Annotated in this window: 22 protein-coding genes; 11 read left to right on the top strand and 11 right to left on the bottom strand. The window is 65.1% G+C overall.

The features are described 5' to 3' along the window. Positions 1–91 precede the first annotated feature (91 nt). Together L630_RS0100170 and L630_RS0100165 are read right to left on the bottom strand one after the other, a co-directional pair. Positions 92–2,656, bottom strand: coding sequence for an ABC transporter permease (locus L630_RS0100170; RefSeq protein ID WP_245263618.1), 2,565 nt, complete (start codon positions 2,654–2,656; stop codon positions 92–94). After that, complete coding sequence (locus tag L630_RS0100165; protein ID WP_024846263.1) at positions 2,653–3,351, bottom strand: ABC transporter ATP-binding protein; 699 nt, start codon at positions 3,349–3,351, stop codon at positions 2,653–2,655. Before L630_RS0100165 ends, L630_RS0100170 begins: the two co-directional genes overlap by 4 nt. 54 nt (positions 3,352–3,405) lie before the next feature. On the opposite strand from L630_RS0100165, the gene L630_RS0100160 reads away from it, so the two are divergent. The 3 genes from L630_RS0100160 (at position 3,406) to L630_RS0100150 (ending at position 5,029) form a co-directional block, all read left to right on the top strand. Beyond that, positions 3,406–4,047, top strand: coding sequence for an arylesterase (locus tag L630_RS0100160; protein ID WP_024846262.1), 642 nt, complete (start codon positions 3,406–3,408; stop codon positions 4,045–4,047). Between the two features lie 95 nt (positions 4,048–4,142). Beyond that, a complete protein-coding gene (gene thpR, locus L630_RS0100155; RefSeq protein WP_024846261.1) occupies positions 4,143–4,736 on the top strand; it encodes an RNA 2',3'-cyclic phosphodiesterase in 594 nt (197 codons plus the stop codon). Further along, positions 4,733–5,029, top strand: a complete 297-nt coding sequence (locus L630_RS0100150) for a 4a-hydroxytetrahydrobiopterin dehydratase (RefSeq protein ID WP_024846260.1) — start codon at positions 4,733–4,735, stop codon at positions 5,027–5,029. The genes thpR and L630_RS0100150 overlap by 4 nt, the downstream gene beginning before the upstream one ends. A 432-nt stretch (positions 5,030–5,461) precedes the next feature. Here the strand turns inward: L630_RS0100150 and L630_RS0100145 are convergent, their stop codons facing one another. Beyond that, positions 5,462–5,908: a hypothetical protein gene (locus tag L630_RS0100145; RefSeq protein WP_024846259.1), complete on the bottom strand. Its 447-nt coding sequence runs from the start codon at positions 5,906–5,908 to the stop codon at positions 5,462–5,464. Between the two features lie 163 nt (positions 5,909–6,071). Here L630_RS0100145 and L630_RS0100140 point away from each other — a divergent pair, with 163 nt between their 5' ends. From L630_RS0100140 to L630_RS0100125, 4 genes are all read left to right on the top strand, one after another. Continuing rightward, the gene (locus tag L630_RS0100140) at positions 6,072–6,440 is read left to right on the top strand and encodes a YkvA family protein (RefSeq protein ID WP_024846258.1); all 369 of its coding nucleotides are present in this window, start codon (positions 6,072–6,074) and stop codon (positions 6,438–6,440) included. A gap of 266 nt (positions 6,441–6,706) precedes the next feature. Further along, the gene (locus L630_RS0100135) at positions 6,707–7,213 is read left to right on the top strand and encodes an invasion associated locus B family protein (protein WP_024846257.1); all 507 of its coding nucleotides are present in this window, start codon (positions 6,707–6,709) and stop codon (positions 7,211–7,213) included. A 109-nt stretch (positions 7,214–7,322) separates the two neighbouring features. Continuing rightward, complete coding sequence (gene rlmN, locus L630_RS0100130) at positions 7,323–8,558, top strand: 23S rRNA (adenine(2503)-C(2))-methyltransferase RlmN (protein ID WP_024846256.1); 1,236 nt, start codon at positions 7,323–7,325, stop codon at positions 8,556–8,558. Continuing rightward, the gene (locus tag L630_RS0100125; RefSeq protein ID WP_024846255.1) at positions 8,555–8,998 is read left to right on the top strand and encodes a hypothetical protein; all 444 of its coding nucleotides are present in this window, start codon (positions 8,555–8,557) and stop codon (positions 8,996–8,998) included. Before rlmN ends, L630_RS0100125 begins: the two co-directional genes overlap by 4 nt. On the opposite strand, the gene L630_RS0100120 is transcribed toward L630_RS0100125, so the two are convergent. Together L630_RS0100120 and L630_RS0100115 are read right to left on the bottom strand one after the other, a co-directional pair. Further along, positions 8,995–9,648, bottom strand: a complete 654-nt coding sequence (locus tag L630_RS0100120; RefSeq protein WP_024846254.1) for a LysE family translocator — start codon at positions 9,646–9,648, stop codon at positions 8,995–8,997. The two genes, L630_RS0100125 and L630_RS0100120, sit on opposite strands and share 4 nt — an antisense overlap. Before the next feature lie 68 nt (positions 9,649–9,716). Further along, positions 9,717–11,036 (bottom strand): hypothetical protein, encoded by a 1,320-nt coding sequence (locus L630_RS0100115; RefSeq protein WP_024846253.1) that lies wholly within the window; start codon positions 11,034–11,036, stop codon positions 9,717–9,719. Positions 11,037–11,211: 175 nt separating this feature from the next. Between L630_RS0100115 and L630_RS0100110 the strand changes: the two genes are divergently transcribed. Continuing rightward, positions 11,212–12,435: an argininosuccinate synthase gene (locus L630_RS0100110; protein ID WP_024846252.1), complete on the top strand. Its 1,224-nt coding sequence runs from the start codon at positions 11,212–11,214 to the stop codon at positions 12,433–12,435. A gap of 621 nt (positions 12,436–13,056) precedes the next feature. Here the strand turns inward: L630_RS0100110 and L630_RS0100105 are convergent. Beyond that, positions 13,057–13,872 (bottom strand): lytic murein transglycosylase, encoded by an 816-nt coding sequence (locus tag L630_RS0100105; protein WP_024846251.1) that lies wholly within the window; start codon positions 13,870–13,872, stop codon positions 13,057–13,059. A 231-nt stretch (positions 13,873–14,103) separates the two neighbouring features. On the opposite strand from L630_RS0100105, the gene L630_RS0100100 reads away from it, so the two are divergent. Further along, the gene (locus L630_RS0100100) at positions 14,104–14,457 is read left to right on the top strand and encodes a VOC family protein (RefSeq protein ID WP_024846250.1); all 354 of its coding nucleotides are present in this window, start codon (positions 14,104–14,106) and stop codon (positions 14,455–14,457) included. 3 nt (positions 14,458–14,460) lie between these two features. Here L630_RS0100100 and L630_RS22065 read toward each other — a convergent pair whose 3' ends face one another. Together L630_RS22065 and L630_RS0100090 are read right to left on the bottom strand one after the other, a co-directional pair. After that, positions 14,461–16,194 (bottom strand): polysaccharide biosynthesis tyrosine autokinase, encoded by a 1,734-nt coding sequence (locus L630_RS22065; RefSeq protein WP_024846249.1) that lies wholly within the window; start codon positions 16,192–16,194, stop codon positions 14,461–14,463. Beyond that, positions 16,191–16,667 carry a Wzz/FepE/Etk N-terminal domain-containing protein gene (locus tag L630_RS0100090; protein ID WP_024846248.1) on the bottom strand — a complete coding sequence of 159 codons (477 nt, stop codon included), beginning with the start codon at positions 16,665–16,667 and terminating at the stop codon, positions 16,191–16,193. The genes L630_RS22065 and L630_RS0100090 overlap by 4 nt, the downstream gene beginning before the upstream one ends. 269 nt (positions 16,668–16,936) lie before the next feature. Between L630_RS0100090 and L630_RS0100085 the strand changes: the two genes are divergently transcribed. Both L630_RS0100085 and L630_RS0100080 read left to right on the top strand, forming a co-directional pair. Further along, positions 16,937–17,191 (top strand): hypothetical protein, encoded by a 255-nt coding sequence (locus L630_RS0100085; RefSeq protein ID WP_024846247.1) that lies wholly within the window; start codon positions 16,937–16,939, stop codon positions 17,189–17,191. A 137-nt stretch (positions 17,192–17,328) separates the two neighbouring features. Beyond that, positions 17,329–18,189, top strand: coding sequence for a sulfite exporter TauE/SafE family protein (locus L630_RS0100080; RefSeq protein ID WP_024846246.1), 861 nt, complete (start codon positions 17,329–17,331; stop codon positions 18,187–18,189). Here L630_RS0100080 and L630_RS0100075 read toward each other — a convergent pair. The 3 genes from L630_RS0100075 to L630_RS0100065 are packed head-to-tail and all read right to left on the bottom strand — an operon-like array spanning position 18,186 to position 21,320. Beyond that, entirely contained in the window at positions 18,186–19,070 is an 885-nt protein-coding gene (locus tag L630_RS0100075; protein ID WP_024846245.1) for a carbohydrate kinase family protein, read from the bottom strand. The genes L630_RS0100080 and L630_RS0100075 overlap by 4 nt on opposite strands. Next, positions 19,067–20,110, bottom strand: a complete 1,044-nt coding sequence (locus L630_RS0100070) for a hypothetical protein (protein WP_051473054.1) — start codon at positions 20,108–20,110, stop codon at positions 19,067–19,069. The genes L630_RS0100075 and L630_RS0100070 overlap by 4 nt, the downstream gene beginning before the upstream one ends. Further along, complete coding sequence (locus L630_RS0100065) at positions 20,082–21,320, bottom strand: Gfo/Idh/MocA family oxidoreductase (RefSeq protein WP_024846243.1); 1,239 nt, start codon at positions 21,318–21,320, stop codon at positions 20,082–20,084. The genes L630_RS0100070 and L630_RS0100065 overlap by 29 nt, the downstream gene beginning before the upstream one ends. Between the last annotated feature and the right edge of the window lie 5 nt (positions 21,321–21,325).

Raw genomic sequence — 21,325 nt, 5'->3', positions numbered from 1 at the left:
GCGGAATATGAGGATTCTTCGTGTTCAGAACAAGACCTTTATCAGCCTGAAATCCAGCGTGAGCATAGACTTAAGGAGCTATTTGCCGCGTCTAAAGGTTGCGAAGGACCGGTGCAGCCTTGTGTCCGAGCACCCGCCAGGTGCCAATCAGGCCGAATCCGACGGTGAGAACGAGGGCAATCACCACGGTCGAAAGCGCCACTTCCGGCAGGAACACCGATGGCAGCCGCATGATTCGTGCGACAACGAACCACGCTGCGACCCCGCCCGCGAACAGGGCGAACAGCGCTGTAGCCAGGCCGATGATCGAATATTCGAGCGAAAATGCCTGGATCAGCGTGCGGCGAGTCGCCCCGAGCGTCTTCAGCACCACCGCGTCGTGCACACGAGCGCGGTTTCCGGCGGCAAGCGCACCTGAAAGGACCAACACCGAAGCGATCAGCGCGACCGCCGCCGAGGCGCGGATTGCGACCGCCAACTGCGCGACGATGTCGTTCACGATCTCGAGAGCATCCTTCACGCGCACGCTGGTAACGCCCGGAAAGGTGCGGGTGACCGTGTTGAGGATGCGTGCTTCGTCCTCCGGGGCGGCCTTCGGGTCCGACAGAGTTGCAAGCCAGGAGTGTGGCGCGCCGGCGAAGGTGTTGGGCGAGAACACCATCACGAAGTTGATGGCGAGCGATTCCCACTGCACCTCGCGGAAGTTGGCGATGCGCGCGGTGATGTTGCGGCCAAGGACGTTGACGGTGACCGTGTCGCCGAGTTTCAGGCCGAGCTCGCGGCCTTCGCGTGCGGCGAACGACACCAGCGGCTCGCCCTCATAGTCCTGCGGCCACCACTCGCCTTCGCTCAGGGTCGAGTTTTCGGGGACGTTGCGGGCGTAGGTGATGCCGCGGTCGCCGCGAAGCACCCAGCGGCCTTCCGGCGGCACGTCGATGTCGCGCACGTCGACACCGTTGAGCGCCATGACGCGGCCGCGCAGCATCGGCACGCGGATCAGCTTTCCCTCGGGCGCCTCGCGCGCCAGCAGTTCGGCAAAGCCGTCGGCGTCGGCGCTCTGGATGTCGACGAAGAAGAAGTTCGGCGCCTGGGCCGGCAGGTTGCCGGCGATCTGGCGGCGCAGATTGCCGTCGATGAGGGCAAGCGTAACGAGCAGCGTCAGGCCAAGGCCGAGCGACAGCACGACGGAAGGTGTGAGCGCGCCGGGACGGTGGATGTTGCCGATGGCAAGCCGGAGCGCGACCGAGCGCACCCGGGGGCTCCTACGCGCCAGCCACTGGATGCCGACGCTGACGAGACGAAGCACGAGGAACGCGAAGATCGCAGCGCCGATGAAGATGACGGCGATGCGCCGGTCGCTCGCGGTCCAGATGGCAATCGCGGCCATCAGCACGGCGATGGCGAGCGCCGTCAGGACATAGACCAGGCGCGGCATGCCGCGCTGGTCAAAACCCATTTCGCGGAAGAGGGCGGTGGCCGGCACGTCGCGGGCGCGGCCGAGCGGCAGCAGCGCGAAGCCAAGCGTCACAAGGATGCCGAACAGGGCGCCGAGCGCCAGCGCGCCCGGGAAAATGCCGCCCGCTTGCGGCACGGGAAGGACCGAGGACAGGAAGCTTGCGGCCAGAGGCGGCATCAGCGCGCCAAGCACGACGCCGATGACGATGCCGACCGCCGAGATCATCATGATCTGGACGAGATAGATCGTGAAGACGAACCGGCCCGATGCGCCGAGGCTCTTGAAGGTCGCGATCACCGGCCGCTTGGCGTCGAGATAGGCGCGCACGGCGTTCGCCACGCCAACGCCGCCGACGACGAGCGCGGTGAGGCCCACCAGCGTCAGAAACTGCGAGAAGCGTTCGACATTGGCCGAGAGCGAGGGGGCGGCATTGGTGCGGCTGCGAATGCTCCAGCCGGCTTCGGGGAAGCCGGCGGTCGCCTGTTCGCTTATCTGTTCGATGGCGGCATCCGTGGTGCCGGCGGGCAGCCTGATCTTGTAGGCGTGTTCGATGAGGCTGCCGGGCTGGATGAGGCCCGAGGCGCGCAGGCCGTCGAGCGAGACGAGCAGGCGCGGCGCAAGGCCAAAGCCTTCCGACACCGCGTCGGGCTCGCTGGCGATGACGGCGCGGAGTTCAAATTCGGCCGTGCCGAGGCTGATGCGGTCGCCGACCTCAACGCCGAGCCGCTCGAAGAAGATTTCCGCTGCCGCCGCGCCCTGAACGCCGCCGCGTTCGCCGAACAGTTCCTCGCGGGATAGGGCCGGTTCCGTGACCAGCTCGCCATAGAGCGGGTAGATCTCGTCGACGGCCTTCACCTCGACCAGCGTCTGGTCGGAGCCATCGGGAAGACGCGCCATCGAGCGCATGTTGGCGCTGTGCGAGGTGGTGCCGAGGCCGTCGAAGAAGGCGTGTTCGCGCTCGTCCGCCTCGCGGTGGATCAGCTGGAAGCGCAGGTCGCCGCCCAGCAACGTCTGGCCTTGGCTCGCAACCCCTTGCGTGATCGCGCGCGCGACTGAGTTGACGCCGCCGATGGCGGCAACGCCAAGCGCAATGCAGGTGATGAAGATGAGGAAGCCGGAGAGGCCGCCGCGCATCTCACGCAGCGAAAATCGGACGGCGAGCCGGAGCGCATGCAGCGGTGACATTGCCTGCGCCGTCATGCAGGCACCGCGGCGAGTTCCGGAGTGGTCTCGATGCGGCCCGAGCGCATCGCGATCTGGCGTGTGCAGCGCGCGGCAAGCGACGGGTCATGCGTGACAAGCACGAGTGTCATGCCGCGCTCGGATGCCTTGTGAAACAAAAGGTCGGCGATTTGCCGGCCGGTCGCCTGGTCGAGATTGCCGGTGGGCTCGTCGGCGATCAGCAGCTTGGGTTCCGGCGCCAGGGCGCGGGCAATCGCCACGCGCTGCTGTTCGCCGCCGGAAAGCTCGCCCGGATAATGCGTGGTGCGCTCGGCAAGGCCGACGGCCGCAAGCTCGCGCGCCGCGACACCGAACGGGTCGGGATGGCCGGCAAGCTCCAGCGGCACGGCGACGTTTTCGAGCGCCGTCATGTTCGGGATCAGGTGAAACGACTGGAAGACGATGCCGACATTGCGGCCGCGAAAGGCGGCGATCTCGTCCTCGCTGCGGTCGTCGAGGCGCTGGCCCGCGATCCAGACCTCGCCGGAATCGACCCGCTCCAGCCCCGCAATCACCATCAGCAGCGTCGACTTGCCGGAGCCGGACGGCCCGACGATGCCGGTTGCTTCGCCGCTCGCCACCTCCAGGCTGACGCCCTTGAGGACGTGGACAGAAGAGGCACCTTCGCCCAATGTGAGCGATACGTCCTTCAGGCGGATGGCGGCTTCTTTCACGAGGCGATGATCCTATATGAGCTGCGGGCGTCGATCAGATATGGGTTGGAGCGGATGGCTTTCAAACGGTTTTACCGGCTTTTGCCGGCTGCGGTCTTCACTCTTCTGTTGGGCGTAATTGCCGCAGCGGCAGAACCGTACCGGATCGTCGGCTTCGGCGACAGCCTGATGGCGGGCTACCAGCTCGACGCCGGGCAGTCGTTTCCGGAGAAGCTGGAGGCGGCGCTAAAGGCGCGCGGGCATGACGTCACCGTCGCGAATGCGGGCGTTTCGGGGGACACGACGAGCGCCGGCCTTTCCCGGCTCGACTGGTCGGTGCCGGACGACACCGACCTCGTCATCCTCGAGCTCGGCGCCAACGACATGCTGCGCGGCATCGCGCCGGAGCTTACCGAAAAGAACCTTACCGCCATGATCGAGCGGCTGAAGGAGCGGGGCATTCCCGTGATCCTAGCCGGCATGATGGCCGCGCCGAACCTCGGCGCCGACTATGGCGACCGCTTCAACCGCATCTATCCTGAGCTCGCGGAAAAATACGAGCTGCCGTTCTACCCGTTCTTCCTGGATGGCGTCGCGGCTGAAAAAAGCCTGCTGCTCGAAGACGGCATGCACCCGAACCCGCAGGGCGTCGACCGCATGGTCGAGGGCTTTCTGCCGGTCATCGAGAAGGTGCTGACCGCGCGCACGCCCGACTGAGTTTCCGGTGCGGAACGTAGCTTGGGGGAACAATCAGGCTTGAACCGCCTTGTCATAGGTGTTTCGCTGGTATCAGTCGAATCGAGGAGGTAGCAATGCCTAGACTATTCACCGCCCTCGAGATACCGCGCGACGCTTCTCTCTCCCTGTCGCTGCTGCGTGGTGGACTTCCCGGCGCGCGCTGGATCGACACCGAAAACTACCACATCACCCTGCGCTTCATCGGCGACGTCGAAGGCCACGTTGCCGACGAGGTTGCCAACGCGCTCGACCGGGTCCGGCGCCCGTCCTTCAACCTGACGCTGTCGGGCGTGGGGGCGTTCGGGTCGAAGAAGCCGCATTCGGTCTATGCCGCGGTGGTGCCGTCGCCCGAGCTTTTGGCGCTGCAGGCGGAAATCGAGCGCATCTGCCAGCGCCTGGGCCTGCCGGCGGACCCGCGAAAGTTCGTGCCGCATGTGACGCTGGCACGGCTGCGCAACACCTCGCCGGTAGACCTTGCCCGCTACCTTTCCTCGCGCGGCAACTTCGCGGCGCTGCCCTACAAGGTCGGCCGCTTCGTGCTGATGTCGTCGCGCGATTCGGTCGGCGGCGGCCCGTATATCGTCGAGGAAGCCTGGCCGCTGCTCGATGCCGGCGGGGCGCGGGAGGCCGACACTCCTTTTTACGAGGCGAACAGGAGGTACCTGTGAGCCGCGACCGCCTGGACAGCGCCGCGATTGACGAAGCCCTGTCGTCTTTGAACGGCTGGGTGCTGGAAGAGGGCGGTGCCGCGATCCGCAAGGGGTTCAAATTCAAGAACTTCAGCGAGGCGTTTGGCTTCATGACGCGGGCAGCGCTTGCGGCGGAAAAGCTCGACCATCACCCGGAATGGTCGAACGTCTACAACAAGGTTGACGTGCGCCTGACGACCCACTCTGCCGACGGCCTCACCGCGCTGGATTTCGAGCTGGCGAAGAAGATGGACCGGTTCGCGGGGAACTGAGCTTCTGGCGGGTTAGGCAGCAGGGGCCCAGAGTACGCCCTGGTGCTTCTTCTTCCCCGCTGGTGGCGCGCGTCGTCGTTCCGCATGGATGGCCGGGTCAAGCCCGGCCATGACGAAGCTTGAACGAATTCGTGAACTCAGAACGGTCCAGCAAGGTGCAAGGCGGCCTTCCCGCGCTGTTTCCTCCCCTCCATGGCCGGGTCTAGCCCGAAGCTTGAGCGTGTTCGTGAACTCAGAACCGTCCAGCAAGGTGCCAGACCTCCTTCCCGACGCGTGCGTTGTCGTCGCGCGGGCGCTCATTGTTCCCGACCACATCACCACTTCGTCATGGCCGGGCTTGACCCGGCCATCCATGCCTGAACGTCTCCGCTCTCCCGGCGGCGGAGACGATCCCGGCAGCAGATGCAGCAACTTGCACAGAACTAAGCGCCGCTAGAGCGGGCCGACCCGCTCGACATCGCCTTCCTCGCCGACGAACAGCATCGTCACGTCCAGCTTCGACAGCGACTCCGCGGTTTCCTCGTGAAGCTTGCGGTAGCGCGGGATGTCGGGCAGGGCGACTGCGACGGTCGCTGCGGCGTTGCGGTGCTTCAGGCGCATCGCGGTGATGATGGCATGCGAATACCACTTCGGCGCCTGCGTGCTCGGATTGGTTCGCTTCTTTTCCCTGACCCGGCGCGGGTCGCGATACAGCCTCGACGGATAGCCCTTGGCTTCGACGATGAGAGCGCGTCCGTCCTTAAGAGCCCGGATGTCCTCGCCATGCTCCTTGGCGTAGGTGTCGGCCATGCTGACAATGGTCCACCCACCTTCGACAAGATAATCGATTACGGCATCTACGATATTACCTTCCCAATACCATTCGTTTGTCACGTCCATAGAAGTACCCTCCGCACGGGTACTGTTGAATTGCAATATTAGAAAACGGTAAAACTTACGCTGCGTAAGTTTTTGGGGCTTCGGCTCCGGAGGAACGCCTGGCGCGGCAAATCTTGCAATCGCGCTGGCTCTGCCCATCTTTCAGGGCATGGAGAAAGCCGCGATGAACGACGCCGATATTGCCGAAATCCTCGCACCCGTCAGCGACAAGGAAGACGCGAAGCGCGAAGAGAAGGTGCGCGCGAAATTCTGGCAGACGGTCAGGCGCGCGGCAAAGCACATCCCGTTCATGGAAGAGGTTGTTGCCGGCTACTATGCGGCGATGGACAAGCGCACGCCGTTGCGCGTGCGCGGCACGCTGCTGGCGGCGCTCGCCTATTTCGTCATGCCGGCGGACATGATTCCCGATTTCATCTTCGCCTTCGGCTTTACCGATGACCTTGCTGTACTGACCGCCGCGATGACCGCGATCCGCGGCCATATCCGCCCCGAGCACCTGGAACTTGCCCGCGAGGCGCTCGAAAAGGGGTAGATGCCACTGGACGGCGCCCGCTGGTTCGCCTTTAAGTCAAACTCTCGCCGCTTTTGCCCATTTCAACACCAAGCGTTGGGATGTGGCTTGCCGTTGTGCCGTCTGGAAACAGCCTGCACAGCGGCAGGGGGTTGCAATTGCGGGGTTCGCCGTAGCGCGGTTCATCCTTTAGTAACCCTCATTAATTTAGAATTGATACGTATTGGGCCTGATCGGACCAGTTCGATGGACCCTACGCGACCACGCACAAGGATAACGGTACGACGATGCGCGGAACCATTTTGACGATTTCCTGCCTTGCGGCGCTTGCCTTTGCTGCGCCGGCTTTTGCGCAGGCTGGGGCCACGAAAATTGGCCAGCACAACGCCTGGGGCACGTACTCCTACCAGGCCAATAGCGGCAAGGTTTGCTATGTTCTCACCGTTCCGACGGACAAGCAGCCCACCACCCTGGACCATGGCGACATCTTCTTCTTCGTGAGCCAGAAGCCGGGCCAGAACGTCTCCTACGAGCCGCAGTTCATCGCGTCCTACGATTTCCAGGAGAATTCGAAGGTCCGCGTCTCGGTCGGCGACAAGAGCTTCACCATGTTCACCCGCGGCCGTTCAGCCTGGATGGAGAACGCGGCTGAAGAGCCGGCCCTGATCGCAGCGATGCGCGCCGGGGCCGACATGAAGGTCCAGGCAACCTCGCGCCGTGGCAACGCGACCAGCTACACCTTCTCCCTGAAGGGCATCTCGGCAGCGCTGTCGTCGATCCAGACCTGCAGCTAAGAGTTCCGCGACAAGGTGATCTCATTCGGGGCCGTGACGAAGCGGCCCCGATCTGTTATGTGCAGGCAAAACTGGCACGCGGCCGAGGCCGCTCCTATATCTCCGGCCCATGACCCTATCGTTTGATCTCACCTCGCCTCAGACGCGCGCAATCCTGGCTGCTAACGCTGCCCGTGCGGCTGAAAAACCCTCGCTGATCGGCCTGACCCGCGAGGAGATGGCCGACGCGCTCGGCGAAATCGGCGTGCCCGAGCGCCAGCGCAAGATGCGCGTCCAGCAGCTCTGGCACTGGCTCTATGTGCGCGGCGTTTCCGATTTCTCGGAGATGTTCAACATCTCCAAGGATCTGCGCGCCGAGCTCGACCGCCACTTCACGATCGCGCGACCCGAAATCGTCGAGGAACAGATCTCGACCGACGGCACGCGCAAGTGGCTGTTTCGCTTCCCGCCGCGCGGGGCAGGGCGGCCGGTCGAGATCGAGACCGTCTATATTCCTGAAGAAGGGCGCGGCACGCTCTGCATCTCGAGCCAGGTCGGCTGCACGCTCACCTGCTCGTTCTGCCACACCGGCACGCAGAAGCTGGTGCGCAACCTGACCACCGAGGAAATCCTCGCTCAGCTGATGACGGCGCGCGACCGGCTCGGTGACTTCCCCGAGCGCGGCACGCCTGATGGCGCGATCGTGCCGGCCGAAGGCCGCAAGGTCACCAACATCGTCATGATGGGCATGGGCGAGCCGCTCTACAATTTCGACGCGGTCAAGAAGGCGCTGCTGATCGCCTCCGATGGCGACGGGCTGTCGCTCTCCAAGCGCCGCATCACGCTGTCGACCTCGGGCGTCGTGCCGGGCATCCAGCGCACCGGCGAGGAGATCGGCGTCATGCTCGCCATCTCGCTGCACGCCGTGCGCGACGACCTGCGCGACATGCTGGTGCCGATCAACAAGAAGTACCCGCTCAAGGAGCTGATGGAAGCTTGCCGGAACTATCCGGGCCTTTCCAACGCGCGCCGCATCACCTTCGAGTACGTGATGCTGAAGGACGTCAACGATTCGCTCGACGACGCCAAGGAGCTGGTGCGCCTGCTCAAGGGCATTCCGGCGAAGATCAACCTGATCCCGTTCAACCCGTGGCCGGGCACCAACTACCAGTGCTCGGACTGGGAGACGATCGAACGCTTCGCCGACTATGTGAACCAGGCGGGCTACGCATCGCCGATCCGCACGCCGCGCGGCCGCGACATTCTCGCCGCCTGCGGCCAGCTCAAGTCGGAATCGGAGCGCATGCGCAAGACCGAGCGCCTGGCGCTCGAAGCCATGATGATCGCAGGCCACGGCGAAGATTGAGCGGCTTCTTCGCCTATTTCCTGCGCTTCTTCCTGATCCTGATCGGCTACGCTTGCGCCGCGCTCGGCGCGAGCGCGTTCATCCACCTGCTGCTGGTCGGCTTGTTCGAGCTGACCAGCGAGGAGTTCGCCTTCATCTCCGGCGGCTTCTTCGTCTCGGTTCCGATCGTCGCGCTGTTCGTCAGCTACTTTGCCTTCTTCCCCGCCATGATCGCCATTGCAATCGCCGAAGTCGCGGCGCGCCGCGACTGGCTGTTCTTTGCGATCGCGGGAGGAGTGGTGGGCGTTGCCGCCGTCTACATTCGCGGCCTGACGCTGTGGACCGATGAGGGGCTGTCGCAGCCGATGCTTGCCATCGGCGCCTGCGCCGCCGGCATCGCCGGCGGTCTCTGCTACTGGCTGGTGGCCGGTTCCTCGTCAGGCATAAGGCGAGATGTTTAATTCGCCTGCGCGGTCAGGATCTTGATCGCGAACGCCGAAAAGACCCCTGCGAACAGATAGTCGATCGCGCGCATGACGCGCGGGGAGCGCCGCAGCATCCGCGAGAAGCCGTCGGCTGCCAGCACCATCGGCACCGTCAGCGGCAGCGCGAGGACGATGAACATGATGCCGAGGAAGAACAGCTTCTTCGGCGCATGCGGATCGCTTGCCGAGACGAACTGCGGCAGGAAGGTCATGAAGAACAGCAGGATTTTCGGGTTCATCAGGTTGATGACGAGCCCGGTCGCCCAGTTGCGGAAGATCGAGCGCTGCGGCGCATCCTCCTGCGCCTGCGGCGAGAAGGCCGAGCCGCTGCGCACCGCCTGGAAGGCGAGCCAGACGAGGTAGCCGGCGCCGAAAATCTTGAGGCCGAGGAATGCCTCGGGCGATGCGACGATCAGCGCCGAAAGGCCAAGTGCGACGAGCGTCGTGTGAATGACGATGCCGGTCATGGCGCCCGCCATGCAGGCAAGGCCCGCAGCGCGGCCCTGCGACAGCGCGCGGCCGACGAACAGGGTCATGTCCGGGCCCGGCGTGAGCGTGATGATCAGCACCGCCACGGCAAAGGGCGCAAGAACGGAAAATTCGGGAACGAAGTTCGAGAAGCTCATGATGGCAGGTCCACGAAGATGGGAGAGCTATATCGCAATTGCCGATGCCATGCGACGGCTCCGCACCATCAATTCTTCGCTGTTCCTGACGAATCGGACGGCTTTCCTGCCGCAGTCTCGGAAGGGGGAGCAGCCGCTTCGGATTCGGCAGCGTCGGGTGCCGGTTTTTCGTCACCCGTGGGTTTTGACTGCTCTGCAGGTTCTGGTTGCGCTGGGGCCTCGGTCGTGGAGGTAGCGGCCTCCGACGGGCTGGGGTCGGCAGGCTTCTCCTCGGCCTCGTAGGCCGGCGCAGGATCGGCATCAGAGGTCGGGTTTACAGGCTGAGCACCGACCGCTTCCGCGTCAGGTGTCTTTTGCGCTTCGGTCCCGGCAGCCTCTTCCCCAACCGGCGTGTCGGCAACAGGCGCTTCCTCTGCCGGCTCTGCCGTTTGCGGCGTCTTCTCTTCTACCGCTTCCGGCTCTTCCTTCGCACCAAAGATGCGCTGGAAGGCATAGCGGCCGCTCTCCCATCGCCAGACCTTCGGCTCGTCATCGACCCGCGTCGGCAGCGAGACGATGTCCGGCCAGCCTTCGGTTTCGGCGTTGCGGTCGAGGAAAACCTGCGCGTTTTCGCTGTCATAGACCTCGCGCCAGCTGCTCTGTGGCTGTTCCTGGCTGGTCTCTTCCTTCTGCTCCGCCGGGAATTCCGCGAAAGCGGTGATGTTGCAGCCTGAGGAGCCGTAATACCACCACGAGCCGCAAAGCCGCGTGAAGACGAGCCGCCGCTGTTCGCCGAGACTGATGCTCGCCGCCTCGATCTTCGGTTTCGCTGTGGTCGCGTAGGTGAAGTCGTGAATGTCCTTCGCGCGCAGCTCCTGCACCAGCTCGACGCTTTTCCGGTCGGCGGAGAACTTCACTTCCTCATAGGCTGACATGTCGCGCTTTGCGCACGCGGCCTCGACGGCGCGGACCGCCTGACGCGAGCCGCGCAGCGGTACCGTGATATCGCCCAGCGTGTCCTCGAGCAGCCCGGAGAAGTCGATCTCGAGACGCTGTCCGGCCATCAGCGGTTCGAGCAGGTCGCGGGTGATGGCGAGCGTGACCGCCGTGTCCTTTATGTCGGCTTTCACCGGATGGGCATTGCCGTCGACGCGCAGCTCCGCCTTCCCCTCGCCGGGAAGCGCGGCCTCGCGAAGCTGGAGCGTCAGCGTCCACTCGAATTCCTCGCAGGAAAGCTCGCCGCTCTCGATTGCCGGGTGGTTGCCGACCGGCAGCGAGGCGCGGCGCGAATCCCTTTCGGCGACCCAACGCTCGGGTCCCTTCGCGGCGGCGGCCGTCGGGAGCATCGAGCACGCCAGCATCGCGAGGACAATGAGCCGTCGCGGCCCGTCGGTGGTCAGAACCGGCAAGGAAGTCTCCGTCAGCAGGGAATCAGTTAGCGCGACTTTATCGCCGGCAAGTAAGGCAACAAGATCGCAGGACCTCACGTTGTTATGATGTCGCCTTGCCCGAAAGCGCATTCCTGCTAAAAGTGCCGCGAACCTACAGGCGGGATGATCGTCCCGCGAACGAACCGGGTGCGACATGTCCAAGTGGAAAGACGTCAAGAAGGTGGTGCTGGCCTATTCCGGCGGCCTCGACACCTCGATCATCCTGAAGTGGCTGCAGACCGAAGTTGGTGCGGAGGTCGTGACCTTCACCGCTGACCTCGGCCAGGGCGAAGAGCTGGAGCCGGCGCGCAAGAAGGCCGAGATGCTCGGCATCAAGGAAATCTACATCGAGGACGTACGCGAGGAGTTCATCTCGAACTTCGTGTTCCCGATGTTCCGCGCCAACGCGCAGTATGAGGGCCTCTACCTGCTCGGCACTTCGATCGCGCGCCCGCTGATCTCCAAGCGCCTCGTCGAGATCGCCGAGGAGACCGGCGCCGACGCCATCGCCCACGGCGCGACCGGCAAGGGCAACGACCAGGTCCGCTTCGAGCTGTCTGCCTACTCGCTGAACCCGGACATCAAGGTGATTGCACCGTGGCGTGACTGGACCTTCAAGTCGCGCACCGACCTGATCAACTTCGCCGAGCAGCACCAGATCCCGGTTGCCAAGGACAAGAAGGGCGAGGCGCCGTTCTCCGTCGACGCTAACCTCTTGCACTCGTCCTCCGAGGGCAAGGTGCTCGAGGATCCGTGGCAGGAGCCGCCGGAATACGTCCACATGCGTACCATCTCGCCGATGGACGCGCCCGACAAGCCGACGGAAATCACCATCACCTTCAAGAAGGGTGACCCGGTCGCGCTGAACGGCCAGGAGATGTCGCCGGCAACCCTGTTCAAGGCGCTCAACGACCTCGGCCGCGACAACGGCATCGGCCGCCTCGACCTCGTCGAGAACCGCTTCGTCGGCATGAAGTCGCGCGGCGTCTACGAGACCCCGGGCGGCACCATCCTGCTGCAGGCACACCGCGCGATCGAGTCGATCACGCTCGACCGCGGCGCCGCTCACCTCAAGGACGAGCTGATGCCGCGCTATGCGGAGCTGATCTACAACGGCTTCTGGTTCTCGCCGGAGCGCGAGATGCTGCAGGCGCTGATCGACAAGAGCCAGGAAGACGTCGAGGGCGAGGTTCGCCTCAAGCTCTACAAGGGCAACGTCATCGTCACCGGCCGCCGTTCGCCGAAGTCGCTGTACTCGGACGCGCTGGTCACCTTCGAGGACGACCGCGGCGCCTATGACCAGAAGGACGCAGAGGGCTTCATCCGCCTCAACGCGCTGCGCCTGCGCACGCTCGCTGCCCGCCGCCGCAAGGGGTAAGCCGTTCCGGCGGCGGTGCGGCGGCACTTCGGCCGCCGCCGCTCCTGTCACACCGGCTGAAATGAGCTGAATTTTAAAGGGCCCCGCATCTTAACGGATGCGGTGGCCCTTCGGTTTTGCGGGCGGGCAGGCCGAGGTTCCTGCCCGACACGAGGCGCTATTTTCGCAACCGAGCTTCGCCGTCGCTGCGAGGTCGTAGGCGAAAGGCCGGGATGTCGTGGGCTGATCGCGCTCAAAGTTTTATGCGCGGCGCTCCACGAGCCCCCTCCGTCGCCTTCGGCGCCACCTCCCCCGTAAACGGGGGAGGATCCTCGGTCGGCGCCTGTATTTTTTGGGTTGCGTTCCATCGTCGGCCATCCATGCCTGAACGGTCAAGTTGTCGCGGCGGAACAGAGGTGGCGCGACGGACCCGGGATCCTCCCCACGTGTGGGGGAGGGGACCATGCGAAGGCGGTGGAGGGGGCGTCTGGAGCTGTGGTCCGCGAACTCGCTTCCCTACCTTGAAAGTTCGTCCCCGCAGGATCCAGGAAACGAAAAAGCCCGGTTGCGCTGGCAACCGGGCTTGTCGTTGTCTGCTGGAGCCCCTTGGGGGCCCCGGGGATTGGTCCGGATGCCGGCGGCTTACTTGCCGTCGATGTCGCGGGCCATGATGGCGATTGCCTTCTGGTAGACGCCGGCGTCGTTCCAGCCCTTGATGGCGGCGAAGTTGGGTTCGCCTTCCTGGTAGCCGGCGCCGGGGCGCCAGCCGTGGCCGCGCAGGAAGTTGGCGGTGGAGGCCAGCGCGTCGGCGCGCGAGCCGATCAGGTCGATGCGGCCGTCGCCGTCGCCATCGACGCCGAACTTGACGACGTTCTCGGGCAGGAACTGCGTCTGGCCGATTTCGCCATGCGCGGCACCGATCGCGTCGGCGCGCAGGTGACCACGGTCGACGAGAGTGAGGGCGGCGTTCAGCTGGCGGGTGAAGAATTCGCTGCGGCGGCAGTCATAGGCAAGCGTGGCAACGGCGGAGACGATGTTCTGGTTGCCGAGGAAGCTGCCGAAGCCGGTTTCCATGCCCCAGATCGCCAGCAGCACGCCCGACGGCACGCCATACTGGCGCTCGATCTGGTTGAAGAGCTGCGCGTTCGCCTGCTTCAGCTGCTTGCCCTTGCGGACGATGGTCGGGGCACCGCGCTTTTCCATGAACTGGTTGAGCGAAAGCTTGAAGCTCTTCTGGCCGCGATCGGCCTTGATCGTCGCGGTGTTGTACTTCGTGCCTTCGAGCGCGTTCAGCGCGCGCTGGCCGAAGCCGCGTGCCTGCGCCTGTGCCAGGAAGTCCTTCTTCCACGCGTTGAAGCCGCTGCCGTCATTTCCGCAGCTTGCGGCTTGCGCAATGCCAGTGGAAAGACCGACAGAAAGAAGCGCTGCCGCAAGCAGCTTAACTTTCGTCCGCATCATCCTTGCTCTTTCTCCTCGGTTGCCTGAGTGGCACCATCAGTGCCTGTCCTTTGCCAACAATGTCACCCGGGCCCGCATGGACGCGTGATGCGGCAAATCCGGGGCAATAGAGCACAAATTCGGAAACAGTCTGTCACCGCGGCGCCGCAGTGTCACTTTTATGTCGCTATGCGGACACGCGGCCGGACCGCTTGCCGCGTGGCAGACCCTGACCAATGTGAGGAGAAGACGATGCTCGTCAAGCGGATTGTTGCAAACATCGCCACGCCGGACCCGGCAGCCGCACGCGCCTTCTATGGCAATGTGCTCGGCCTTGAGTTCGCCATGGATCACGGCTGGATCGTCACCTTCGCTGCTCCTGCGGTGGAGGCAAGGCCGCAGGTCAGCTTCCTGAGCGAGGGCGGCTCCGGAACGCCGTTGCCGGATCTTTCCGTCGAGGTCGATGACGTTGACGGGATGCTGACGCGGGTGACGCGGGCCGGCATCGCGATCGAATACGGGCCGGCCGACGAGCCCTGGGGCGTGCGGCGCTTCTATGTCCGCGATCCGTTCGGGCGGCTCATCAACATCCTGCAGCACAAGTAGTTTTCATGCCTCGTACGCCGCGAGGGCACGGCGTGCCTTCCGCGACGGAGGCGAGGCGGTGCCGTCTTTTTGCGTCAGCGCCAGCAGCGTTGCGGCGCCCGGCGGGACGAGTTCCGCGATCCGCTCCAGCGCGCTGGCCACAACCTGCTGCGGGGTGCGCGCCCAGCGGATGACGAAGACGACCGCGTCGGCGTGCTGGCAGAGGTAAAGGCCATCGACGAGCGGCTCCAGGGGCGGCGTGTCGAGGATAACGTAGTCGAAGTTGCGCCGCGCCGAGGCGATGATCTGGCGGAAGGCTTCGCTCGCGACAAGTTGATCGGTCGGCAGGTCCGCCCGCCGCGCGCCGACGATGGACACGGCGGGCGAGATCGGGTCGCGAACGAGGATGCCGGACAGATCGCGATTGGGCGCGCTGCGGAGGAGGATGTCGATCAGGCCGGTCGAAGCATCCACGGCCAGATGATGGTGGAGGCTCGGCTTGCGCATGTCACAGTCGATGATGAGCACGTTGCGGCCGGAGAGCGCGTAGGTGCGCGCGAGCGAAAGGGCGAGCGTCGTCTTGCCTTCGCCGGGAAGCGCCGAGGAGACGACGATGACCTGCCCGCGCTCGGCGCCCGCCTGCGACAGCGCCCGTTGCAGCGACGCATCGAGAATGGCGCGCATCTTCCGCACCGCTTCCGAATAGGTCGACAGCGGCGCCTCGACCACGGCATCAGCGACGGAGCCGGATCCACGCAGGGCGGGCGGCAGGACCGCGGCAACGCGCCGGCGCAGCACCGCCTCGACCTGGCGGGCGTCGGTGAAGCCGCCAAAATAGTTCTCGAACAGGAAGGCGAGGGCAATGCCAAGTCCGAGCCCGCCAATGCCCGCGAGGGACAGGATCAGCGGCTTGTTCGGGAATACCGGTCGCGCGGCCGGAAAGGCGGTCGAGACGACGCGGCTGTCCGACATCTGGATCGAAGCCTCGGTTTCGAGCGCCTGAAGGCGGGAAAGCAATGCCTCGTAGCTGGAAGCGGCGACCTGCGCCGCCTGCTGCAATCCGTAGAACGGCGTCAGGATTTCCGGCGGCAGGTGCCCTTCGAGCACCTTGATCGAGAGCCGCTGCCGGCGTTCTGCGATTTCGCTGTTGGTGCGCGCGAGGGTGGCGCGCAGCCGCGAGAACTCATCATCGGCAACGCTTGCCAGCGCGCCTTCGACTGCCGACAGGCTGTCGTGGGTGGCGGCGTCCGCCGGCATGCCGAGATCGGTGCGGCCCAGTCGCTGCATCAGTTCGATCCGCTGCTTTTCGAGTTCCATCGCCTCGGGCGCCTGCAGCGTCCGGGCAAGGCCCGTCCAGTCGGAGCGGGCAAGCTGGGCCTGCAGCCGGTCCATGCGCAGACGAGTCGTATTCGACTGGCCGAGCAGCGTGTCGAGCTCGGCGTGCAATTGCTCGACGTCGCTGTTGCCCGTCGCGGTGATGACCTCGTCTATGTTATCGACGAGGTAGTTGCGGAAGGCCGTCTCGGCGGCCACGACCGCCGCGCGCGCGTCCGTGAGCTGGCTTTCGATCTTGTCGCGGCCGGCGAGGGTTGCTTCCACCTTCCGCTCAAGCTGGCGGGCGATGTAGGTTTCGGCCACAACGTTGGCGAGTTCCGCCGCCCGCGCCGGATCGCTCGAGCGCGCACTGATGGCGATGACATGGGTGGAGCCGCGCCGCTGTACGGAGATGTTTTTCCGCAGCCGCTCCAGCGCCTTCATCCCTGCTTCTTCTGCGCTCGGTGGCTGCAGGAACGGCAGGGGCAGGATGCGGCTGATTGTGTCGGAGAGCGAAGGAGCAGCGCCGTATTCCGGATCGGTGGAGAGGTTTCCCCGGCGCTAACGGCAAGAAGAATCTCGTCGGAGCGGATGATCTCGACCTCGCTGTCGATGCGGGCGCTGTCCGCCGAGCCACTACTAGCCGGGCCGGCCGTGTCGAGAAGGTTCTTCCGGCTCGGATCGAACAGGACGAGCGTGGTGGACGTGTAGATCGGCGGCAGCAGGAGGACGATGACGGCGGCGGCTGCGATGCAGAAGGCGGTCGTCAGGATGAGCAGTCGTGCGTGCCGTCGCAGTAGTTCAACGAGGTGGCGAAGATCGGTCTCTCTAGCTGGCTGCCGACTGTGCGCGGGAAACGGCGGTGCCGCTTCGCCAACCACATAAGGCGTCCAGGTACTGCCGAAACTGGTTCCCATCGCCCAGGCTCCCCTATCCCCCATAGGAGTAATTGTTTAGAAAATTAGAATGAAAGCAAGTATTATTGAAGCTGATTGGGCATGGCGGAGCTGTTACTTGAGGAGGCAGGAGACAAGCGTCCAGCAATACTGTAGCTTCTAGTGTCTCCAGTGCGCGGAAACGGGTCCCCGTGCATAAGCCGGGGATGCGGCAGGTTCGAACGAAGTCTCTAACGCTGCATTAAGGTGCTCATACCTAGGCTCGTGGGGACGAGCAGGAGACGGTGCAGATGATGGCAGTTCTGGCGACGGGCATGATCGGCATGGTGCTGGCGATGCGCTGGCCGGTCGCCGTCTGGTTCGTCGCCGGTCTTGCAGTCATTGCTTTCGCGATTATCTCCTCTTCCTCCGTGGCTGACGCGCTGTTCCAGGCCGCATCGTGGCTGGTTGCCTACAATCTTGGCCTCGCCTTGGGCCTTGCGACGCTCGAATGTCTGCACTGCCGGCGCCTGCAGCAGGCGCGCGTGCGCGCAAGGCGCCGCTGATCCTTAGCCCTAAAATCCGCCGGTTCCGGTTCGGCTGTCGCGTCGCTGCCATTTGCTGCAACCGCTGCCCGTGCTAGTGCGGTCACTGAAGCGCCGTCCGGCGCCATTTCTTTGCGAGTAGGGACGAGCGAGCCAGCATGTTGGACGTGAACCTGACCGAAATCGTCGTCATCATCGTGGGCCTGCTGGCTGCGGGGGCGGTGACCGGCATCCTCGCCGGCGTGTTCGGCGTGGGCGGTGGCGCAGTGATCGTGCCGGTGCTCTACGAGCTTTTCCGCGTGCTCGAGGTGCCTGACGAAATCCGCATGCCGCTCGCGGTCGGCAGCTCGCTTGCGATCATCATCCCCACCTCGATCCGCTCGTTCACGGCGCACCACAAGCGCGGCACGGTGGACCTGTCGATCATCCGGGTGTGGGCGGTGCCGGTGGTGCTGGGCGTTGTCGCGGGCGGCGTGATTGCCCGCTACGCGCCGGCGGACCTCTTCAAGGCGGTGTTTATCGTCGTTGCCGGTGTCTCGGCGCTCAGGCTCCTGTTCGGCAAGGACAGTTGGAAGATCTCCGACACCATGCCCGGCAAGCTGGTGATGCGCCTCTACGGTGTGCTGATCGGCGTGCTTTCGTCGCTGATGGGCATCGGCGGCGGGCAGCTCTCGAGCCTGTTCATGACCTTCTATGGCCGGCCGATCCACCAGGCGGTGTCGACCTCTTCCGGCCTCGGCGTGCTGATCTCGATTCCGGGCGCACTGGGCTACATTCTGGCCGGATGGCCGCGTGCGGCCGAGTTTCCGAACGTCGCGATGATCCAGCCGCCGTTCGCGCTCGGCTTCGTGTCGCTGGTGGGCGTGCTGCTGATCACGCCGACCAGCGTCATGACCGCGCCGATCGGCGTGAAGATTGCGCACGCGCTGCCGAAGCGGAAGCTGGAGGTTGCCTTCGGCTGCTTCCTGTTGCTGGTCTCGGCCCGCTTCCTGTTCGAGCAGATCGCCGGCTACTTCTAAGCCGGGCCGTAGCTGCGCGGGAAGGTGGACACGGCGAAGGATGCCACCTCGACGCCGTGGCGCAAGGCTTCTTCCAGCGAAGCGCCGGCCACATGCCGGGCGAGATAGGCGGCATTGAAAGTGTCGCCGGCGCCGACGGTGTCGATCACCTCGACCTTTGGCGCGGCAAGCTTGATGTCTTCGCCATCGCGCCATGCGACCGCGCCTTCGGGCCCGCGCTTGACCACCAGCGTCGAGGCGGATGGGAGGAGACCCAGTATGGCGTCGGCGCCGCCAAAGCCCGAAACCTCCTCCTCGTTGAGCAGGATGTGGTCGGCAAGGCCAAGCCATTCGACGAATGTCTGCCGGAATTTTTCGGTCCAGCCCTGCGGGGGCCAGCCGGGATCGATCGCGGTCTGCCAGCCGCGGCTGCGCAGTTCAGCAAGGATGCGGCTCGTCGCATTGCGGATGCGCGGCATTAGGAGATTGCCGGAGAGGATGGCAACGGAGCCCTCGCGCGGGGCACGCTCGATCCGCTCAAGCAGAGGTTCGGGTGCCGCCCGCTGCAGATGGCCAGGCGTCGTGAAAAAGGCGCGGTCGCCGCCCGTGTGGACGATGCCGACCGTCGTCGTCGTCATGCCGGGATCGACGATCCAGTCGCTGAAGCGCGCGTCGAACTCGCCACGCAGCCAGATGCCGTTCGGGTCGTCGCCGGTAGAGGCGACGAGCAGGTGCGGCTCGTCGAGGCCCGAGAGCGCCAGAGCGGTATTGCCGGCAGAACCGCCGGCGCGCATTTCGGCGCGCTCGACCTCGATCTCGGTACCGATGGCCGGCCAGCCATCGACCGGGCCGAGGACGAGGTCGACATTCACATTGCCGAGGACGAGGATGGGCGCGGTCATCCTTCGCCGTCCGTTACTTTCGAGGAGCGCTGCGGCACGCCCATGTCGGGCACGCGCTCAGCCGCCGCGTCGATGACGAGCGCCTGCACTGCCGGCAGGACCCGCGCGATTGCGGCAAGTCCCTCGGCCTGCGGCAGGCGGATGATGGTCGCGCCTTCGACGTCCGGCATGTCATCGCCGATGTCGAACATGACGAGCGGCACGCCCCACGAGTGCGCCTGCCAGGCGAAGCGCGTGATGTTCATGGCGTCAGGACCGGCGGGACGGACAAGCAGAAGCGCGGTGGAGGGACCGAGAGCCTCCTGCGGTCCGTGGATCAGCTGTCCGAGCTCGAGCGCGATCGCAGGCGTGCGGGCAAGCTCCATATAGGTCAGCGCGCAGCATTCGAGCGCTGGCACGCACTCGCCGCGCGTGGCGAGGAACAGCGACGAGCAGCCGGACAGCGCCGAAACGGCTGCCTGAGGCAGATCGGGATGCGTGAACGGCTGCGCCCAGAGGGTCCGCAGATCCGAAACGTCGGATCCAAGCGCCTCCAGTACGGCTGCATGCAGCGCGAGCGTGATGACGATACTGCGCGTCGCCGCGAACGGGATCTCGCGCGGACCGGCGCCGATCAGCGACGGTACCGAGGACCCGAGCACGCTGTCGGCCTGCAGCGTCAGGCCGAAGACATCGGCACGATCAGGGTTGCGGTTAAGCCAGAGGCGGACCTCGCCGGAATTACCGGACTGGGAGGTCAGCATCACCACGCGCTCGAACGGCGTTTCCGGCTGGCGCAAGTCTTCCGAGATCGGTTCGGCATGCGCATCGATGCCGGCCGCGCGGTAGAAAGCCACCGCCATGCGGTTTGCCCAGTGCGAGGCGCCCATGCCGAGGAGAAGCAGCCGGCCCGACTGCCGCAGGCGCGCTGCGATTTCCGCAGCGCGTTCGCGGTTGGTGTCGAGACTGGCGAGAGCGTCGGCGTTCTGCCGGCGCATCTCGTCGGAGAGCAGGTCGCGCGGGCTCTGCGCCTCAGCGCGCACGTGCGACGACAGGGACATAGTTCTCCAGCTCCGGTTCCGGGAAGCGGACGGTGCGGCCAAGCTCCGAAGACATATAGAGGCCCATCAGGATCTCGACGACCGCGAGACCGTCATGGAACGTCTCGAGCGGCGTTTCGCCCTTGCGGAAGCACTCGACCATGTGGCGGTTCTCATCGGTGTAGCCGTAGACGCCGGCCTCGTCCTCGAGCACCGGCATCAGACCCTGCTCGGCATTCTGCTTCTCGACCAGGTCTTCGCCCTCGGCGCCGGTGACGGCGCGCGACATGAACACCTTGAGGCCAGTCGAAAGCGAGTTGAACTCCATCGCATATTCCGGCCCGAGCAGTTCGAGCTGGATACGCAGGCCAGCGCCGACATAAGCCCACGAGGTCGTCGCCTCGATCATCAGCTCGTTGCCGTCCTCGTCCTCGAGCTCCACCGTGCCCCGTGCGAAATCCTCCGACGGACGATTGCGGTAGTCGACCTCCGCGCCGAACCGGCTCTTGAGCTGGTCGGCATAGAACGGCCGCGTCCACTTGAGATTCGCCACCGTGCCGTTAACGGCCTTGACCTTCAGCGAGTTGCGCTTTGCGCCCGGCGCGGTGAGCAGGTGACGCGCGACTTCGACCGAGTGGCACATCATGTCGGACAGAACGCCGCCGCCCTGCTTGTCGCCCTGCCAGAACCACGGCTCGTGCGGGCCGGAGTGTTCTTCCGCGGCGCGGGCGAGATACGGGCGACCGGTGGTCGAGGCTGCCCGGCGCCAGATGATCTCCTTGCCGCGCAGGACGGGCGTGCAGAACACCTGGTTTTCGAGATAGCCGTGGTTGAGCCCGGCATCATCGACGAGGCGAACCATCTCGCGTGCCTCGGCAACCGTACGCGCTAGCGGCTTTTCGCAGGCAACGGCGAAGACCTTGCTGCGGCCGTCCTTCTTGAGGCGGTGCAGCTCGCGCATGACGCCAAGGCGGGTGTCGTTCGGCGACAGGATCCAGATCGCGTCGACGTCGTCGGCGGTCAGCAGCGATTCCAGCGTCTCATGGGTGCGGCAGGTACCGAGGCCGAGCTCTGCGACGGCATCGGCGAACTTCTGGCGCTTCTCGGCGCTGCGGCTGTAGACGCCGGTGACATCGACATTGCGCACGCCCACCATCGACTTCAGGTGGAAGTGGGCGATGAAGCCCGAGCCGACGAAGCCGACGCGCAGTCTGTCTCTGATCTCAGCCATGAAAT

Source organism: Aminobacter sp. J41, assembly GCF_000526635.1.
Classification (GTDB): domain Bacteria; phylum Pseudomonadota; class Alphaproteobacteria; order Rhizobiales; family Rhizobiaceae; genus Aerobium.
Note: the sequence above shows the minus strand (reverse complement) of the source record. Positions and strands in the feature narration are given on the sequence as shown.

Bases quoted from the DNA above. Each gene is read 5' to 3' on its own strand.
- L630_RS0100090 (WP_024846248.1), bottom strand. From the start codon at position 16,667: ATGGGAACCAGTTTCGGCAGTACCTGGACGCCTTATGTGGTTGGCGAA.
- L630_RS0100100 (WP_024846250.1), top strand. From the start codon at position 14,104: ATGCTCGTCAAGCGGATTGTTGCAAACATCGCCACGCCGGACCCGGCA.
- L630_RS0100070 (WP_051473054.1), bottom strand. From the start codon at position 20,110: ATGTCCCTGTCGTCGCACGTGCGCGCTGAGGCGCAGAGCCCGCGCGAC.
- L630_RS0100145 (WP_024846259.1), bottom strand. From the start codon at position 5,908: ATGGACGTGACAAACGAATGGTATTGGGAAGGTAATATCGTAGATGCC.
- L630_RS0100065 (WP_024846243.1), bottom strand. From the start codon at position 21,320: ATGGCTGAGATCAGAGACAGACTGCGCGTCGGCTTCGTCGGCTCGGGC.
- L630_RS0100120 (WP_024846254.1), bottom strand. From the start codon at position 9,648: ATGAGCTTCTCGAACTTCGTTCCCGAATTTTCCGTTCTTGCGCCCTTT.
- rlmN (WP_024846256.1), top strand. From the start codon at position 7,323: ATGACCCTATCGTTTGATCTCACCTCGCCTCAGACGCGCGCAATCCTG.
- L630_RS0100105 (WP_024846251.1), bottom strand. From the start codon at position 13,872: ATGATGCGGACGAAAGTTAAGCTGCTTGCGGCAGCGCTTCTTTCTGTC.
- L630_RS22065 (WP_024846249.1), bottom strand. From the start codon at position 16,194: ATGAAGGCGCTGGAGCGGCTGCGGAAAAACATCTCCGTACAGCGGCGC.
- L630_RS0100085 (WP_024846247.1), top strand. From the start codon at position 16,937: ATGATGGCAGTTCTGGCGACGGGCATGATCGGCATGGTGCTGGCGATG.
- L630_RS0100080 (WP_024846246.1), top strand. From the start codon at position 17,329: ATGTTGGACGTGAACCTGACCGAAATCGTCGTCATCATCGTGGGCCTG.
- thpR (WP_024846261.1), top strand. From the start codon at position 4,143: ATGCCTAGACTATTCACCGCCCTCGAGATACCGCGCGACGCTTCTCTC.
- L630_RS0100110 (WP_024846252.1), top strand. From the start codon at position 11,212: ATGTCCAAGTGGAAAGACGTCAAGAAGGTGGTGCTGGCCTATTCCGGC.
- L630_RS0100170 (WP_245263618.1), bottom strand. From the start codon at position 2,656: ATGACGGCGCAGGCAATGTCACCGCTGCATGCGCTCCGGCTCGCCGTC.
- L630_RS0100075 (WP_024846245.1), bottom strand. From the start codon at position 19,070: ATGACCGCGCCCATCCTCGTCCTCGGCAATGTGAATGTCGACCTCGTC.
- L630_RS0100140 (WP_024846258.1), top strand. From the start codon at position 6,072: ATGAACGACGCCGATATTGCCGAAATCCTCGCACCCGTCAGCGACAAG.
- L630_RS0100135 (WP_024846257.1), top strand. From the start codon at position 6,707: ATGCGCGGAACCATTTTGACGATTTCCTGCCTTGCGGCGCTTGCCTTT.
- L630_RS0100160 (WP_024846262.1), top strand. From the start codon at position 3,406: ATGGCTTTCAAACGGTTTTACCGGCTTTTGCCGGCTGCGGTCTTCACT.